Here is a 17,287-nt window from a genome sequence, read left to right as displayed (position 1 = left end):
TGCGAATGGCACATCCGTCCCTTTGTTGCAAGTCACTGGGTCGCCAAGGGGTATCTAAGTGATGTACAGCAACGGCTTTTTTCTGTGCATTGACCCCTGTACCGAGCATATCGGTAGAGCCAAAGAGTACCCGTATCTTGCCCTCGTTGGTGTCGCTGATGAGTTGTTTGCGCATTTTATCGTTTTTAGCCTCTTGGATAAAACGGATTTCGTGAGCAGGAATGCCGTAGTCTTCTACCAATTTGCGTTTGATTTCAGTGTAGGGATTCCACTCGTTGGGCTTGTAAGTACCCAAATCAGAAAAGACAAACTGAGTCCCTTTCTGTGCTTTGTGCTTTTGATAATATTCATTGATTTTCATCGCACAATGAGAGGCTTTGTTATCGGGATGATCTTCATACTTATCGGAGATCATTCGCATATCTAAGGACATTTTACGGGCATAATCAGTTGCGATAAGCATTTTGGCTTTTTCCTCGGACTCGGATAGTGGCGCACGCCCTAAGAGGGTTGCATTACCCGTTTTGGCAAAATCCATTAGTTTTTGAATGAATACCTCTTGATCGGGTGTAGGGGGTATATTGTGTAAAATTTCGTTCTTTTCGGGTCTGTCTATCCCAACATCCTTTGCGGTTCTATAATCGGTTATTTCGGCATAAAACTGCGCTAATTCGGGTACTTTAATAAAGTAGCGGAAGCGTTCTTTCTGCACAATGTTGTTAGCCACTGAAAATTCGTAATCGGTGGTCTTGCGGGCATAGATTGCTGCCCACGCATCGAAACAGTGAATTTGTTGCTTTTCTAAGGCTTGAGGACGCAGGTACTTAAAGAGCAAATAGAGCTCAGTAAGTGAATTGGAAATAGTAGTCCCAGATAGAAAAGTAGCCCCCATATCCTTGCCAGTGCGCTCTTGAATAGTTCGCAAGGCAAAAAGCAGATTCAGTGCTTTTTGACTGCCTTGAGAATTGCCCAATCCCGCCACTCTATCGTGCCTTGTATTGAACATTAAGTTTTTGAACTTATGGCTTTCATCTACCAAGAGGTGATCAATGCCCATCATCTTAAAATCTACTGTATCATCGGTGCGCTCATTGATGTCGTGTTCTAAGGTTTTGAGCTTTACTTCTAGGTTTTCTTTACGCTTATACATTCCTTTAATCATCGCACGAGAGACTTCACTGCCTTGTTTTTCCAACTGCCAAAGACTCTCTTCAACATCTTGGAGTTCTTCTTGCAAAATGCTCTGTTGCACCTCGGGGGATTGTGGTATCATCTTAAACTGGTCGTGTGTTAGAATCACGCAATCCCAATCATTGTTTTTGATGTCTCCAAAGATACGCAAACGCTTTTGAGGGGTAAAATCCTCCTTGCCAGGGTAAAGGATTTTAGCAAAAGGATAGGCACGGCGATAGGTCTCGGCTATTTCGTGTACATTGGCTTTAAGCCCTATAATCATCGGTTTATGCGCTAATCCTAAACGCTTCATCTCTTGAGCAGCACAGCACATAATAAGGGTTTTACCAGCTCCTACCTCGTGGTCGCAAATCGCCCCATTGTTGAGCTTTATCATCCAAATAGCATCTTTCTGACTATCATACAAATCCTCTATGCCTAAACTCTCTCTATCAAGTCCAGGGAAGGACTGAAAAGAACCATCATATTGCGGACGTACAAAACAGTTAAAAGACTGATTGTACTGCTCAGCCAAGCGGTCTTTAAACTCCTGACTCTGCTCTAAGAGCCACAGAGGGAAAGCATTGCGTATTTCATCAATCTTGCTGTTTGCCAGTTGGATTGCCTCCATATCGCGCACCTTGACTTCCTTGTCGTCTATCTTTATTTTCTTGGTAATATCAGGGGTGGTATTTACCAAGGCGTTTTTGAAGAGGGCAATACCATCGTAGGTTCTGCTCTCACTTTTTACAGCGTATTTCTCCCAGATATGTAAGTTCTTTTGTCGGCATTCCACTGAAAACTCATCGGTTTGAGCACTGTATTGCACACCTACCTTGGTATCGAAAAGCGAAGAGGCAAAATCACTATAGATTTGTGGGGAGATCCAACGCTCGCCCAAGTTAAAATCCAACTCTTCAAAAGGAATAGGGGTAGGAATTACCTGCCTGAGTCCCTCTAAAGCGTGCTCAATTTCTGATTGCTTAGGATGTTCAGGGTGAGTATTTTGATATGCTTCTACGGCTTTGATTTTAGTAAAGACATCCCCCGCTTGCCACTTTTGGGCAATTTGGTATTCGTCCTCTATAGGATTGTAAAAGAGTTTGCCCTGTAACTGCGCTTTGACTTCTTCCTCATTGGTGTTAGAAAGCTCAGCTATGTAGGGAATATCCACCCGCCCCAATTCACTTAAGGAAGTGAGTAGCGCCTCTTCAGTAGAAATGTTTTCATTCTTCCTCAGAGAGAATACCACAGGCTTGTGAAAGATATCTGCCTTTTGATAAACACCGTTTTTGATACGCTCTAAGTAAGGGATTTCAGCGCCTGAGGCATCGGTTTTTATTAGCTTGATATTATCAGCACTATTTAGCCGACCATAGTTCTTGACAAAAGTATCGTAAAGGGCATTAAGATTTTCTCTTTCCGTAGGATAAGGGGTATAGGTGGTAGCCTCTTTATGGTACAAGTCAGAATAAGCATCACGCAGAGCGATATAGGCAATGGCTTTTTGTCTTTCCAAAGAAGAAAGCGCAAGAGGCACAAAGGTAGCAGCTGTTTTGTTCTTATTGAGATCTTGCAAAAAGCCCACCGTATCGGCTTGTACTACCAAAGTATCTTCTCTGAAATGAGGTAAATATTCTCCCTCAAAAGGTACAGGTTCTTTTAGTAATGATACCGCAGGAGGCGTGTAATACAAAGCAGGAGAAGCTTTTGAAAGCACCTCTATTTCATTCCCTTGATTGACAGGATAAGTAAAAGAAAACAAGTCCAACTTTTGAGCATTCCCTAATTGAGAGGTAGTTGTTTTCTTCTTTGTTTTCTTTTTAGCTCCTGTGGGTATAGTAGGGACTGTTTTTGCTGAAATGTTGGGAGGGCTCGCTAAAGTAGCGGTGGCTTCCTGCTCTGATAGAAAATCAAAGAGACTTAGCTGAACGACTTTGGGTTCAACTTTTTGATTCTTAATTTCTTTTGACTCTTTAGAGATGAGATTAGCATTGGAAATAGCAAAGGAAGGCTCGTTGATTTTGCTTTCAATTTCAATAAATTCTTGCCGTTCAACCTTTTTTACCTCAATTTCCTTTACCTCAATTTTTTGTGAATTAACCTCTTGTAACTTAATTTGTGGTGTTTGGCTTTGTTGTGCTGTTTCAGGCGATAGATAATGTTTTTTAAAATCGCTTAGGATTCTTTCTTTTACCTCCTTGGCAATACCTTCTACTCCTTCACTATGGGTATAGACCATCGCAGGCTGTCCGTATAGGTTGGTGCCTGCAAGAGCATCCGTACAAATAACGTTTTCTCTTTGTGAAAGATACTCGTTTTGTAGCATCCCTTGTGGTAGCCTTGCTGTATTGCAAAACTGCTCTTCTATAGGGTTTAAAGCGCCTCTTTGACTGTCTTTTTGAAGGATGATAAGATCGCTTCCTGCTTCGGTACCTGCGTAATCGGTAAAGAGGTTGTTAGGCAGGCGCACGGCAGAGACAAGACGCGCACTGGAGAGCATCGCTTGGCGAATAATCTCATTTTGAGGACTATCGGCTACCCCTTGGGAGGTGATATAGGCAAGGATTCCACCTTCCTTTACCATATCCAAGCCCTTTAAGAAAAAGTAGTTATGCACCCTACGGGAGGCTTGTACCTTAGCAGGGTCACTACTACGAGAGTAACTCAAATCAAAGACAGCGGTATCGGAAAAAGGGATGTTACTGGTTACCAAATCAAACTGGTTTCTTTTCAGTGGGCTGATTTGTTCGAAGCCATCGATATGTACTTGCTCCTCGGGGTAAAGATGAGAGAGCACTTTGCCTGTGAGCAAGTCCTTTTCAAAAGCAGTAACCACAAGAGAAGGATGCTCTTCTTTAAAAGCACGGATAAAATTGCCTCCTCCTGCCGAGGGTTCTAACATTGTTTGCAGAGGTACGCCTGTTTCCTTTATTGCTGAAGCGATAGCCGAGGTAAGACGCATTGGGGTATAAAAAGCCGTTAGTACAGAATTTCTAAGACTTTGTACATAGTTTTGGAATTGCCTTTCATCAGTGGAATGTTCTCTAATAAGGGCATACAGACTCCTTACATCTTGCCAAAAGACTTGGTCAGCTTTTGCCCAGTACTTTAAATCAGCTTCAGACTGGTGGGGATTGAGGATAAACTTCAATCCCCCGAAGCCTGAATAGTGTTGTAAGAGTTCTCGCTCTTCTTGGCTTAGAAGCGTGCGCTTTTGCTTCTCTAAATCGAAAGCCAACGCCAATGCACGAGCATTACGATTAAAGCTCAGTCGTTTAAGATATGCCATTTTCTTCTATCCATAGTTCGATGGCACCCGTAAGTTCTGTGTAGAGGGATTGATAGGCAGCAGAGTGCTGAAAATCCTCATCGATTTCATTCTCGTACTTTTTAAAGTAAGGAAGCAGTTCTGGGAAGATTTTTAAGGCAAAGGGGCGCAAATCCTCATCAGCTAATTGAGTGTCGAACTCCTGAGAAACGACCTCAAAAACCATATCAAAGGGAGAGAAGAAGAGCCCATCGAAGAGTACTCCTGAGGCTATTTTATCACATTCAGGAATACTGATACCCGCCTCAAAAGCCTCTTGGTAAGCCTGCGCAGCATACTCACTTCTGTCCTTGATAAAGGCTGTATTTGCTAAAAGATTAGGAAAGCTCGTTTGTAACAGCTCTTTGAGTCTTAACTCGTAATAAGACAATGACCCTAAGGTGTTGTCAGTGTTCTGGGGTTTGGTTTGTGTTTCTTTCATTGTTAAAATTACTTTTAATGGGTTCAACAAATTTTAATTTTTACAAAGTGTCGTTCTGCAAAGATATATTTACCACGATTTTCCAAATAGGGCAAAAAGGCTCTCCTCCCTTTTCAGGAACATCTGTTTTTAAAAGGGTTCTTCTAAATTTTTTCCCTGTGCTAAGAACTCTCTCTTTGAGCCTCTCGGCTAGTTCTTCCTCCTTGATAAAAGAAAGAACATAGCCCAAGCGCTGGAAAATAGAGACAGGTGTAGAGAGGATTACCTCTGTAGGAAGCTCTTGCCAACTCAGGTGGTTTTTAATCCTTTGAATTACCTCTACTGCTTTTTGAATGCCTCCTATCTCTTTTTCATAGAGGAGCAAATCAACCGCAGTGAGCTCCAAAGAGGCTACCCGCAAAGTTCTTTCCTCTATAGAAAAAGGTAAGGTTTTCCTTTTTACTCCTATTTCTTTTAAGTTTTTGATATCCTTTTTGACAAGGTAACGAATCTTACTTTGTCCCCTAAAGGAATCTCTCAGCGGAGGTAAGGAAGTTATCACTGTAATTTCATTTGCCTGTAAAGCCTCTTTGGGAGATAGATGTACTTCTACTGCACTGAGCAGGGCTACATAGTATTCCCTTTTTAGGTGTTGCATCAGTGTTTCAATGTAGAAATAAGGTTTTCCCTCTTCTCTGATAGCTTTGTTATCAGTAGCATTACCAATGTCCACAAAACGGACGATGCTATAGATGCCATTCCAAAGAGGCAGGAGCTTTCCTTGCTTTTTAAGTGTCCCTAAAGTATTGAGAATAGTTTTTTCTTTAAGGTGAGCAAATACCTCTTTTAGCTCCTGCATAGAAAAGCTGTAAATACCCTTTTCCTCCAATGATTCTATCCACTTTCGTATGGTTAGTCCCTTCATATTGAAAATATATATCGTTGCAAAACATTTGCAAAAGTACTATATTATTTATAAAGAGCAAATATATTGGAACAAAAAGTTATCAACAGGAGGACTAAACTTCACTTAGGCTATGGTACATAATCCGTTGTGTTAGCTCACAGACTTTCTTTACTGAAAGTTTACCTAATCTTTGTTAGTATTTTCGCTTTTTGGAAGTTTTCTCAGGAAACTCAAAGGCGGTTTCACCATTTTCTTTCAAATGTATATAGGCATCGAAAGTGCTGCCTGACTTGCTTTTCATTCCTTTTATCAGAGGTGTTTTTCCTTTTTCAAAGAGCGTTTTGAGCAGCTCATCAGTAAGAGGTTTGCCACATACATTCCTAAAAAGCACATAACCACAGTCCTCATCAGGGCATTTGGCTACCTTTTCAAACAGTAATAAGGAAGCATTTCTGCATTTAGGACAGGTGATTTTGAGTTTTTCTTTTTGAGGTATATCCATAGCCAAAAATGTATCAGTAAGACTATGGGTATAGGCTTCCATATCCGAAGAAAAACTATCGGGAGAGAGCTCTCCTTGTTCTATCTTTTGCAATTGACTTTCCCATTCGCCTGTAAGGGCTACATCGGCTATAGTAAGTGATTTTACCCACTCATATACCTGCATTCCTTTATCGGTAGGAATAAGAGACTTTTGTTTGCGTTCAATATAATTGCGCTTTAAAAGTGTCTCGATAATAGCGGCACGTGTGGCTGGAGTACCTATACCTGCTCCTTGTAATAACTCACGTTGCGCTTTATCTTTTAAGGTCTTTCCTGCTGTTTCCATAGCCCCCAACAGTCCTGATTCGGTATATAAAGCAGGAGGTTGGGTGGTTTTAGAAAGGATTTCAACGGCTTTAATCTTTATACTTTCTCCTTGTACAAGTTCAGGCAGCACTTGATTGCTATCACCTTCATTGTCTTTTTCACTGTCTTTGGCAGTTTCATCAGAGTAAAAACCACCGATAGCGCGCCAACCCGCTTGTAACACTTGAACACCTTTTACCAAGAAGTCAGTGTGCAGAGCCTCCAGTAGAGTATTTTGCACTTCTTTTACACAGGGTTCAGATACCGCTTCCAAAAGTCGGGTGGCAATCATTTTGTAAATAGTATTTTCTTTTGCCGTAAGATTGGTAGGAAAGCGCTCGGTAATAAGAAGTCCGTGATGGTCTGTTACTTTCAAATCATTAACCATCTTCTTATTCAGCGCCCCAATTTTCACAAGTTTAGCTTCGTTGGCATATGCCTCACTTTCTTGTAACAAACGTATCAGCTGTGGGATTTCTTCCCATACATCCTCTGAGATGTACTTACTACCAGTACGTGGGTAAGTAATGTATTTTTGCTCGTAGAGACTTTGAGCGATTTGCAGGGTCTCATCGGCTGAAAAGTTCCATTTTTTATTAGCTTCTTTCTGAAGACCTGTTAGATCATAGAGCAAAGGAGGTTGTTCTTTTACCACTTCTTTTTCAGTGGAAATCACCTCGGCCATAGGAGACTTTTCTAATTGTTTTTGTAAGGCTTCAGCTTCCTTTTTATCCTCAATTTTAGCTGAGATACTGAAAAAATCAGTATAGCTTTTTTGGTGCTTGAGTCGTAATTGATAAAAAGGCTTCTTTTGAAAATGTGTGTGCTCTAAAAATCTTTTACAAACCATTGCTAAGGTAGGTGTTTGCACCCTTCCTAAGGAATAAATCCCTTCACCTACGGCTATACTTAGGGCTTGGGTAGCATTGATACCCACCAGCCAATCAGCCTCACTACGCTTTTGAGCAGAGGCATACAGCAAATCAAAAGCACTTCCTTCTTGCAGATTGGCAAGTCCTGTTTTGATACCTTTTTCGGTTAAGGAGCTAATCCAAAGCCTTTGAAAAGGTTTTTGACATTGCAAATATTCATAGATATAGCGGAAGATCAGTTCTCCTTCACGACCTGCATCGGTGGCTACAATGATATAGCGGAAGATCAGTTCTCCTTCACGACCTGCATCGGTGGCTACAATAATGGAACTACATTTCTTAAAAAGGCTATCAATGATTTTAAGCTGTTTTAAAGCCATAGGGTCTGACCTGTAGCCTTTCTTATCCTCAGGAATTTGTTTGGGTACCAAGATAAAGGGGCGAGGTAGAATAGGTAGGTGTTCTCTGTGGAATCCTACACAACCATACGCCTCTGGAAGGGCTAATTGCACTAAATGTCCCAATGCCCAAGTAACAGCATAATCATTACCTAACAAATATCCATCTTGTTTTTCACTTGCCCCCACTATAGCGGCAATCTCTCTTGCCACACTGGGCTTTTCTGCTAATATAACTTTCATTTTTCTACGTGTATTGAGGTTAAAAATTAGAGTTATACTTTGCGTCCCTTGGACTTCTTAGCAGTTTCTTTTTGAGCTGTTTTTTCTGATTGCTTTTGAGGGCGTTTTTCTTCTTTGGCTTTAGAAGTTTCAGCTTTTTGCTTGGTAGAAGAAACTTTATCAGTAATGTCCTTTTGAGGATTGTTAAAGCTCATCTCTACCTTGCCTTTGTCCTTGTCAAAAGTAAAATAACCGCTATAAGTTTTACCTGCTTTGCTCTGTAAACCTTCTAAATAAATAGGATTACCCTTGCTCAGTTCCTTGTGTTGCTCTTCGGTAAGAGTTACCCCTCGTATGACTGTAGGAGCCTCAGTGAGTTTCTCTTGATTAGCAAGTTTAGGAGCTTTGTCTTCAAAAAGAAATTCCACATAACGCTTGTCGGCATTGAACTGCACAGTTGCGTTAAAAGGCTCTCCTTTTTTAGAGGTCATTCCCTCGACAAATAGAGGCTTGCCTTCTTTGAGCGTTTGTTTTTGCTCCTGGGAGAGTTTGACTCCTTTGATTTCATCGGGGACTTTGATATGTTCACAGCGCAAGGCAATGATTTCATTGGTGAGCCTATCAATACTGATAATAGAAGGGATTTTCTCCCCTGTTTTGCTATTGGTAAGCTCAACTGTACGTCCCATATTTCCTGTGGTAAGCAGGTTCTTTTTATCCTCTTCTGAAAACTCGTGACCAAAGAAAGGATAATCCAATTGTGGTTCCTTGCGCATCCCGTGAATGGCTACTGCTACTTTTCCATCAACTTCCCTTAGGGACAAACGAGCATCAAAACGGGCTACTGTAGAGCCTAAATTGAAACTAATAGGTACCAATTCATTGGTTTTATAACCTTTTAAGAGGGGCTCTAATAGGTTCCTCTTCTCTAAAGACTCTCGACTCACCCCTAAGTTTTGTAACGTTTCCCAATCAATAGCATCAGGGTTGTACTTGAGTTCCTCTTGGGCAGGAGTATTTTGAGATTGTGCCTGAGCAGGAGCTTCTTGTGCTTGCGCTTGAGCAGGAGCTTCAGTAGGGGTCTGAGCCACGGCAGTCTCTCCTTCTTGTTTTAGAGTAGCTGCTTTTTTCTCTTGTTTGATATACTGCTCAGGAGATACTTCGTACTTCTTGAGGTATTCCTTACCCTTTTCAGTGAGCTTTGCCAGATGGTTTTGGAGTTTTTCTATCGTATTTACCGATTTTTCTATCGGTATTTTAAAGAAAGAAAAACGAGAGGGTTTTGGGCTTGGCGCATAAAGTTGCTAAAGAAATTAGACAGCATATTACCTTGCTTGTCTACTTTCATAAAGTCATCCAAGGATTTGCTGTCAGCAGGAGCCATTTTTAACTCTCCTTTCTCATCAATTCCTTTTACAGCCTTAAGCTGTTTTTCTTCTTTGTCAAATACTAGTAGGATATCAGATAGTTGTTCATCCACTGGGATTTGATTGTCGTAATTTGCCGTATCGGCGTGTTGATTTTCTGCCATTATTTAAACATCTTTTTTAATTTGGGGGTAAAATTACTCCCTTTGTAAGACGTCTAAGAGAGGCTGTCCTTTTTAGGCATAGTATTTCCGTTTTTGGCTTTTAAGGCTGTTACTGGCACACTGAAATGTTCTCGGATAAATTGATGTACATCCGAAAGCTTGTAGTATATTTTGCCTGATATGGTATAATAAGGCAGTTTGCCATTGGAGCGATACCTTTGCAGGGAACGTGCAGAGATTTTAAAGGTGAGCATCAAGTCTTGATTGTCCAAGAGTTCCTCACCATCCAAGCTGTTTTTGCGTTTTTCAGCTTTGTCTATTTGCTCTTTAAGCAAATCAAAACGATCCATAATGCGTTCCATCCACGCTATAAATTCTATTCTGTCGATTTCCATTTTTTATATTTATATTTGTTTAATACTTCGATTGTTAGGTCTTAATCTTAGAACACCTAAAAGTTCTTCTTATCCTTGTGAGTTCTTGTTATCCTCCAAAAGTTCTTTTAGCACACTACCCATTCCTAAGAGTTGGTCATTACCCTCTTGAGGGACTAAAATGCCCATTTCCTTTAAGGTGCGGATATAACCTTTTGCGGTGCGTTCCTTTACATCAGTCCGTTTTTGAATTTCTATGTTCAGCTCTTGAACTGTCCACAAAGTTCGCTGTTTAAAAAGAGGAGAAACTAACGAGGCTAAGGTACTGGCTTTATTGGGTTTTTGGTCTTCGTTTTTCTGCTTGCCTACATAACTGTGCATTCCCAGCTCATTGTTCCATCTAAAAAGTATTTGTGGGGTATCGCTAAGGCTACCATTGCGGATTTTCATCGGTTTGACAGCTGAGATAGGACTGTTCCTTTCCCTTTCGATAGAAAGCACTGCTGTTGCTTTGCGTTGTAGTTCAGAGCCTAAATGACCACGGAGTTTAAGTCCGCTGGGGGTGAGGTGTAACACACATACGATACAGGTTTTGTAATTACCTGCCAAAAGGTAAAGCTCTTCTATGAGTTCCACGCTTTCTTGCTCGTTATTCACAGCTCCAATAAGGTCGGCTATGCCATCGATGACCACCAAATGCACTCCTGCACATTGGTAGTAAAAACTCTCCAAGCCCTCACGAATGACCTTTAATCGCTCTCTGCGAGGGAGTTGGGTGAGGCAAAAGGCGTGTAGCAAATCAGGAAGAGAGGTTAGTTTAGCTCTTTTAAGCAGTTTGCTAATATTTTGATAGAGCTGGTCTTGAGACTGTTCTGTATCGAAAAATAGCACCACTTTATCTTTGGGGCAAGGCAGTAGCGTTGTGCCCAATGTGTCAATAGGAAGATTCTTACTGTTAAGACAACCTGCAATGAGGGCACTTACATAATGACTTTTGCCTGTACCTTCGCCTCCTGTAATACCCAATAAACTACTCTGTACTCCTACAGGAGTTTTGCCAATAGAGATGATTGTTTCTTGCTTTTTGGGAGGTTTATCCCATTGGATTTCGCAGTTTTTAAGCAGTGATAGGCTTTCTTCATAGTGTTTGCTAAGGGTCTGATAAAAGAGTTGCAATAGGTCTCTACCCATTTTACCTTGTGCAAAATAATCGGATATATCTTTATCCTTTTTAGTACCTGAAAGAGGTAAAACCAAACGGAATACTTCTAAAGGTGCTAATTGGGCTTGTTGCTCTAAAGAGGCTCTTTTACCTGTTTCGTCGCTATCAAACAAAAGGACTAAATGTCGGAATCGCATTTTTAGCTTTTGGAGTTTTTGTAAAGGAATGTGGGCTGTTTCGCTATTGAAACAGATAGCCGAAAAGCCTCTACTGGCTAAGCTCATTACATCTTTTTCTCCTGCGGTGATAAAAAGAATGTCGGCTTGTAGAGGTAGCTGTGACTCACCAAAGCAGTAATCTTGAGGGCTTCCTCCGTAGAGAAAACGCAATTTAGAAAAGGGACGATAGACCTTTAAATGCTTTTTAAAAAGGTAAGCAAACATCCACTCGTTATAGGTGGAGGTAATAGTGTAAGGTTTGCCGTCTTTGTTGGTACTTGAATAGCTTTGCAAAGAGATCACGTTGTACTTGTTTAGGATTTCTTGAGTGATGCCATACTTTTGCCAATAGGCTAACTCTTCTTGGGTAAAAGGTTTTTGGGTGAATTGGTAAGAGATAGATTTTTTAGTTTCTGGGGTAGTACTTTGTATGGTGATAGTAGGTGGTATTTGAGGTTTTTGTGTAATTATAGAGGTGGATTCCTCTAAACCCAAATGTAAATCTCGATTGATAATCTTTAAGATTTCGATAAAATCAGAGGCATTTCGGCAGTCCAATTGATAGAGGTAACCTACTAAGAAAAAACAGTCACCCCTGAAAGTATCGTTGCCAAAGTCTTTCATCTTATAAATCCCCTGTCTGTCCTTATAGATATTGCAGGAAGCATTTTTATCGTCATAGAAAGGGTTTTTAAAGTTTTTACCTACCCGCCAGTTGCCTTGTAGATAGTGCTGGAAGACCTGTAGCCCTCCTTCGGTTCTACTTAAAATATCTTGCTTTTTCAACATAACCTTTGGCTTTTTGAGTGAGGGATTGCAGGTAGCTTTCAGTGTTTTCTACCGATTGACTGATAAGGAGTTTGCGAATGCTTCCCAAGGTATAGAAATACTGTCCATAGATTTTGGAGTAGGTGATTTCATTGCGTTTGCGCATTCGCCATAGAGTTTTCTCACTTAGGTGGAGATATTGACAGATTTCTTTTTGGTTGAGCCACAAACAATCCCACTCAATAGGCTCTTGCTTGAGTCGGTTTTCAATGCTTTGGAGCTGCTCCATAAGGGCTTTCCAAGCGGATTCTTCAATGGTGATTAAATTCATTGCGTATAAGATTAAATTCTCGGCGGAAAAGTTCTAACAAATACCAAACATAAACTGCCAAGTACTACCCATTGAAATGTGCATTTTAACGCAGTTGAAGTGATTTTTATTTATTTTATTGGTTATAAGTGTATTACAAAGTAATTGTAACGTATTTTGGGAGTATAAACTACTTTTATAGGAAGAAATGTTTAAAAAATGCCAATGGGCTATAATGGGCTTTTTTTGAGAAATGGAGGTAAAAGTGTGTTTAGGGAGTTTCTATAGAAGAATTGAGTTGGAAATAATAAATATAATTGAAAATAATGAATATAATATTTGAATAAATCCTTCTCCCTAAAAAAGGGAAACTGTCTATTTCCCTAAAAAACTGATTAAACAATGTTTAAACGTTTTTATTTGAAGTTAGCAAAACTACTTTTGGTCGGAGTTGTTTATATGATCTAGTAAAGCCACTTTTAAAGCATCGAGGAAAGGTGTAAGGTTTTTTGAGCGTCCTTTCATACGATGAAAAGTGTGATATAGATCTCCCAATTCTACCTTGAAGAGCTTTTCAAATACCGCAGTTAGCTTCTTGATAGAAACTTTTCCTGATGAAATGCGATTGGTAGCATACAAACCATAGATTAGCTCTATGAGTTCAGTCTTTTGCCCTGTCCATTCTAAGAGATTTAGAATTTCTAAAGGCATATCTTCTTCTTCACGAGTACGAAAAAAAAAGATAATCGGAGAGTTCCTTGGCAGCCCCTATCTTAGCAACTTCAAAGCTACGACAAGTAGAAAAGGCTCCATCAAAAGAAAACAAATACTCCTCATTGCTTTGAGGAAGGTAGTCGTAATTGCGAGTAAAATACTCTACATCGCGATTAGTTCTTCCTAAAGCAATGTAACTAAAGAAATCGGTTGCTTCTAAAGTCTCTGATTCTTTAAACCATTGGGCTTCTTTGTCTTTTAGAAGCTTTTTAGCTGCCTCAGTAGAGAGTAAAGTTGCTTTACTTTCTATCTGGTAGATCTCATTATAGAAAATGAGTCTGCTAACCATTTGAGGTTGTACCTCGCGGAAGAAATGTATCTCTTCTGCTTGGCCCGTAAAACCTTGTTGCAATACCTCTTCCTTGACCTTCCTTAAAAGGTCTTTTAGGAATTGTACCATTTGTAAAGATTCTTTAACTACGGCGGATCCTTCCAGCGTGGTTTGGCGTTCTCTTACAGCCAACTGATTCAAAATTTGTTGAAACATAAATTAATTATTTAAATGATTTATTGCGCTATATTACAAAAAAACAATGATATACGCAAACTAAAAAAATCTTCATTTTTTAAACAGTTGGTTTGCAGGAGATTTACAATTAGCTCCACACAAACGTGCGCTGCTGCATAGGCTTCTACAGAAGCCTATGCAGCAGCGCACGTTTGTGGGTGCAAAGGTAAAATTTTTTGTTTATATTGTCAAGATGTTGTACCTTTGCACCCTGAAGTTACTGAGAAAATAGGTATAATCAAATGAAATAAGAACCATTACTAAATCGTTACCTACTCTTATTGTAATTCCTGTATCTTCTTTATTTTGAATAGATTATAAAAGTAGTTTCAATTTTTATAGAAAAAACCTACGGCATATCCCCCTTTAGTCCCTGCTAATCCTTCTATAACATCATAATGAGCAAGTACTTTTCCAAATTGAGGAGCAAAAATCTCATAGATTTTCTCTTTGCTATATTCGGCTTCTCCGTTAAGAATACGATAAAAATAATCAGTGAAAAGAGGATATGCCCAATCACTATGTACTAATGTATCAGTGTATTGTTCATAAAAAGATATGATTTTCTCTTGTTTAAATGTATCTAATACATCTACAAGACGCGGTATAATATGATAGTTAGTAACCGAACGCTTCTTAGCCATCACATTGAAGAGTTTATTACCAAACATTTCTCCCAAAAGTGCATAAGTCTCAGGGTAATCTTTATATTTCAACACTTCCAACTCTATAGGCAAACGTTCAAAAGCTGCTACTACGGCTTTCTCGTCAGAGTCATCCATTGCAAGTAACGCTTCAAAGTATTCACGCACTTTTTGAACAAACGACTGATAGTGCGAGGGTAGCGGAACTGTAGCAATAGCATTTGCTAAGAGTTCCGCATTTCCTTTCTGTTTGTTGTTGCTGTACAATTCGTAAAGTTTGTCAATACTGCGTTGCGTACCGAGTTTGGCTAATGCTTTATAAGCTGCTCCTCGTACCACTTTATTCTTATCACTTGCCAAACTGATGATAAAGTCTTCTGTTTTTTCATCTTTCTTATCTGAAAGTATAATGACTGCTTCAGCTTGTAGGTTAGGCAAGTTTTCGGCAAATATTTTATCTACCAAAACATCCATTCCTTCATAACCTAATTGATGTAGCAAACGCAATCGGCGTACGTGTTCTGTTTTGTCCTCCAAACGAAAGTCTGATAAAAGAAAGGGGAGCATTGCTTTCCCACAAGTAGGGATAATAGTTTCCTCTACATAATCGGCAAGTTCGGTATATTTATCTGCTAAAGCATAACTCAAGTAACCATAAGTCCGCGAATCGTCAAACAGCTTGCGTTCAAAAGCATCTTTAAGCACCTCTAAGCGTCCCGACTTGCTCTCAGTAAGAGCTTGTAACACAGGTTTAAGCTGTAAATAAGAATAAGTAGTATTCACATCTGCTAAAGCGATAGTGGGAACCTGCTCGCTCTTTTCGGCTTCAGCCTCTACAGTAACACCTTGTGTGTAGAGTACTGAATAGAGCAAAGTAGCGACATTCAATAACTTTTCGGCAGCTTGTGTGCTTTCTACTTGTAGCAAAGATTCTACTTCTTGGGCTAACTTATTGAATACAGGAGCTTTTTCGCCTAACTTTTTCAGTATAGGAACGTGCTTCTGTAGGCGTGGGTCGTTCTTAGCAAACTTACTTCCCGCTATAAACAAGCGATTCAGTTCTTGTTGTAAATCGTATAAGGGTTTCATTTTAATCTGCTATTTAACTGATTTCTCGATCTCATCTGCTATGTCTTCAAATACATTTAGCTTGTTCTTCTTTGCCAAAGCTCTAAACTTTTCTACATATTCCTTAGGAAACTGATTCCAGAAATCTGCATTAGAAAGATAGTAAAGATAGTAATAAGAATTACCTGATTTTACTCTCTCTAAGGTATGATAAATCAGCTCAAACTTATTAGGCAAATTGCGCTTTAATACCAAGTGAAACAACCATATCATATCATCTGAATACGATTGAGACAGAGCTTTCAAGAGTAAATCATCTAATCTTTGACTGGTTCCTTCTAAAGCATCAAGTACAAAGAGTGCTCTATAGGTATAATTGTTGTTGAGCTTCTTAAGACTGTTGATGAAAGAGTACAGAGTAGTCACCCAGCGAGGGTCTAACCTATCTACTCTCACTTCCGATTCTTTGCGAGCATTATAAGCATAAGCTCCTGCAATACCGCTAAAAGCCTCTAAAATATTATCCGTAGCAGCTGATTTTCCCAATTGAGAACTGAATACCTCAAAGAGCTTTTCTTTGCTGTAGTTCTTATTCTTGAAAGCACTACAGAAATAGTTAATCCACATATCACTATAGCCATTGGTATAGGTGAGAAGTTGCTTATGGGTATCATAAAAGGCGAGTACTTTATCGCTGTTCAAGGTATTTAATACCCCCATCATATAGTTAGCGGTAGGGTCATACGTATTCTTGAACACTTTCTTGCGTCGTGCATTAAACTCTTTGTTCTGCAACATCTCCGCGAAGAGTGTATATACTTCTTCACAATCCTTATTTGCCAAAATATCTATATCAATAACAAAGCGTTCAAAAGCTGCGCTAAGCGCTTTCTCATCTGAATCATCTATGGTTAATAACTGCTGATAACGCTCTTGTATTTTCTCCACAAATGGCAGGAAATACTCAGGAGCAGCTACTTTGGCGATAGCTTCTGCCAAGAGCTCTGCATTGCCTTTCTGCTTATTGGTGTTGTACAATTCGTAGAGCTTATCAATACTGCGTTGCGTACCGAGTTTTGCTAAGGCACTATATGCTGCCCCTCGTACGGCTTTGTTCTTATCACCCGTCAAACTGATGATAAATGCTTCGGTTTGTTCATCCTTCTTGTCTGCTATAATATTAATAGCTTCTGCTTGCAGATTGGGGAGATTTTCACTAAATATTTTGTCTACTAAGGTGCCTATTTCTGCATATCCTAATTGGTGTAACAAGCGCAATCGGCGTACATTCTCATTTTTGTCTTCTAAACGGAAGTCGGCAATGAGGAAAGGGAGCATCGCTTTTCCACAAGCTGGAATGATAGTGTTTTCAACGTAATAAGTGAGCTCTGAATACTTATCAGCTAAAGCATAACTCAAGTACCCATAAGTGCGTGAATCGTCAAATACCTTGCGTTCAAAGGCATCTTGCAATATTTCCAAACGTCCTGAGTTGCTTTGGGTAAGGGCTTGTAGTACAGGTTTCAGCTGTAAATAGGAATAGGTAGTATTCACATTCGCCAATTGTATTGTAGGGATTTGGCTTTCTTTTGTAGCCTCTGCCTCTACAGTAACGCCTTGAGTATAGAGCACTGAATAGAGCAAAGTAGAAACACCCAATAGTTTTTCGGCAGCTTGTGTACTCTCTACTTGTAGCAAAGCTTCTACTTCTTGGGCTAATTTATTGAATACAGGAGCTTTTTCACCTAACTTTTTCAGTATAGGAACGTGCTTCTGTA

Annotated in this window: 10 protein-coding genes and 2 pseudogenes; all 12 read right to left on the bottom strand. The window is 39.8% G+C overall.

Going from position 1 to position 17,287, the window contains the following annotated elements:
* On the bottom strand, positions 1 to 4,465 hold a 4,465-nt coding region (locus HMPREF9073_RS10290; protein WP_009413683.1), incomplete at its 3' end, for a helicase-related protein.
* The gene (locus tag HMPREF9073_RS10285) at positions 4,452 to 4,925 is read right to left on the bottom strand and encodes a DUF1896 family protein (protein ID WP_009413682.1); all 474 of its coding nucleotides are present in this window, start codon (positions 4,923 to 4,925) and stop codon (positions 4,452 to 4,454) included. The genes HMPREF9073_RS10290 and HMPREF9073_RS10285, both read right to left, overlap by 14 nt.
* 40 nt (positions 4,926 to 4,965) lie before the next feature.
* Positions 4,966 to 5,829: a type IV toxin-antitoxin system AbiEi family antitoxin gene (locus tag HMPREF9073_RS10280; RefSeq protein WP_009413681.1), complete on the bottom strand. Its 864-nt coding sequence runs from the start codon at positions 5,827 to 5,829 to the stop codon at positions 4,966 to 4,968.
* 175 nt (positions 5,830 to 6,004) lie between these two features.
* Positions 6,005 to 8,173 (bottom strand): type IA DNA topoisomerase, encoded by a 2,169-nt coding sequence (locus HMPREF9073_RS10275; protein ID WP_009413679.1) that lies wholly within the window; start codon positions 8,171 to 8,173, stop codon positions 6,005 to 6,007.
* Positions 8,174 to 8,205: 32 nt separating this feature from the next.
* Positions 8,206 to 9,683 (bottom strand): annotated as a pseudogene (locus HMPREF9073_RS10270) (DUF3945 domain-containing protein).
* Positions 9,684 to 9,736: 53 nt separating this feature from the next.
* Positions 9,737 to 10,078 (bottom strand): helix-turn-helix domain-containing protein, encoded by a 342-nt coding sequence (locus HMPREF9073_RS10265; RefSeq protein WP_009389008.1) that lies wholly within the window; start codon positions 10,076 to 10,078, stop codon positions 9,737 to 9,739.
* A 69-nt stretch (positions 10,079 to 10,147) separates the two neighbouring features.
* On the bottom strand, positions 10,148 to 12,226 hold the full coding sequence (locus tag HMPREF9073_RS10260) for a bifunctional DNA primase/helicase (protein WP_009413676.1): 2,079 nt from the start codon (positions 12,224 to 12,226) through the stop codon (positions 10,148 to 10,150).
* Complete coding sequence (locus HMPREF9073_RS10255; protein WP_009413675.1) at positions 12,198 to 12,536, bottom strand: helix-turn-helix domain-containing protein; 339 nt, start codon at positions 12,534 to 12,536, stop codon at positions 12,198 to 12,200. Before HMPREF9073_RS10255 ends, HMPREF9073_RS10260 begins: the two co-directional genes overlap by 29 nt.
* Positions 12,537 to 12,950: 414 nt before the next feature.
* The gene (locus HMPREF9073_RS16525) at positions 12,951 to 13,226 is read right to left on the bottom strand and encodes an RteC domain-containing protein (RefSeq protein WP_009413673.1); all 276 of its coding nucleotides are present in this window, start codon (positions 13,224 to 13,226) and stop codon (positions 12,951 to 12,953) included.
* A gap of 10 nt (positions 13,227 to 13,236) precedes the next feature.
* A complete protein-coding gene (locus tag HMPREF9073_RS16520) occupies positions 13,237 to 13,776 on the bottom strand; it encodes an RteC domain-containing protein (RefSeq protein WP_009413672.1) in 540 nt (179 codons plus the stop codon).
* Positions 13,777 to 14,153: 377 nt separating this feature from the next.
* Positions 14,154 to 15,530 (bottom strand): annotated as a pseudogene (locus HMPREF9073_RS10240) (HEAT repeat domain-containing protein); the annotation flags it as partial.
* Positions 15,531 to 15,539: 9 nt separating this feature from the next.
* Positions 15,540 to 17,287, bottom strand: a 1,748-nt coding sequence (locus tag HMPREF9073_RS10235) for a HEAT repeat domain-containing protein (protein WP_009413670.1), incomplete at its 5' end; no start/stop codon positions are given.

Source organism: Capnocytophaga sp. oral taxon 326 str. F0382, from assembly GCF_000318295.1.
GTDB lineage: Bacteria > Bacteroidota > Bacteroidia > Flavobacteriales > Flavobacteriaceae > Capnocytophaga > Capnocytophaga periodontitidis.
This window is presented reverse-complemented; position numbering and strand designations above follow the sequence as displayed.

Excerpts from the sequence above, each read along its gene's own strand:
- HMPREF9073_RS10275 (WP_009413679.1), bottom strand. The coding sequence starts at position 8,173 with ATGAAAGTTATATTAGCAGAAAAGCCCAGTGTGGCAAGAGAGATTGCC.
- HMPREF9073_RS10280 (WP_009413681.1), bottom strand. The coding sequence starts at position 5,829 with ATGAAGGGACTAACCATACGAAAGTGGATAGAATCATTGGAGGAAAAG.
- HMPREF9073_RS10265 (WP_009389008.1), bottom strand. The coding sequence starts at position 10,078 with ATGGAAATCGACAGAATAGAATTTATAGCGTGGATGGAACGCATTATG.
- HMPREF9073_RS16525 (WP_009413673.1), bottom strand. The coding sequence starts at position 13,226 with ATGCCTTTAGAAATTCTAAATCTCTTAGAATGGACAGGGCAAAAGACT.
- HMPREF9073_RS16520 (WP_009413672.1), bottom strand. The coding sequence starts at position 13,776 with ATGTTTCAACAAATTTTGAATCAGTTGGCTGTAAGAGAACGCCAAACC.
- HMPREF9073_RS10285 (WP_009413682.1), bottom strand. The coding sequence starts at position 4,925 with ATGAAAGAAACACAAACCAAACCCCAGAACACTGACAACACCTTAGGG.
- HMPREF9073_RS10260 (WP_009413676.1), bottom strand. The coding sequence starts at position 12,226 with ATGTTGAAAAAGCAAGATATTTTAAGTAGAACCGAAGGAGGGCTACAG.
- HMPREF9073_RS10255 (WP_009413675.1), bottom strand. The coding sequence starts at position 12,536 with ATGAATTTAATCACCATTGAAGAATCCGCTTGGAAAGCCCTTATGGAG.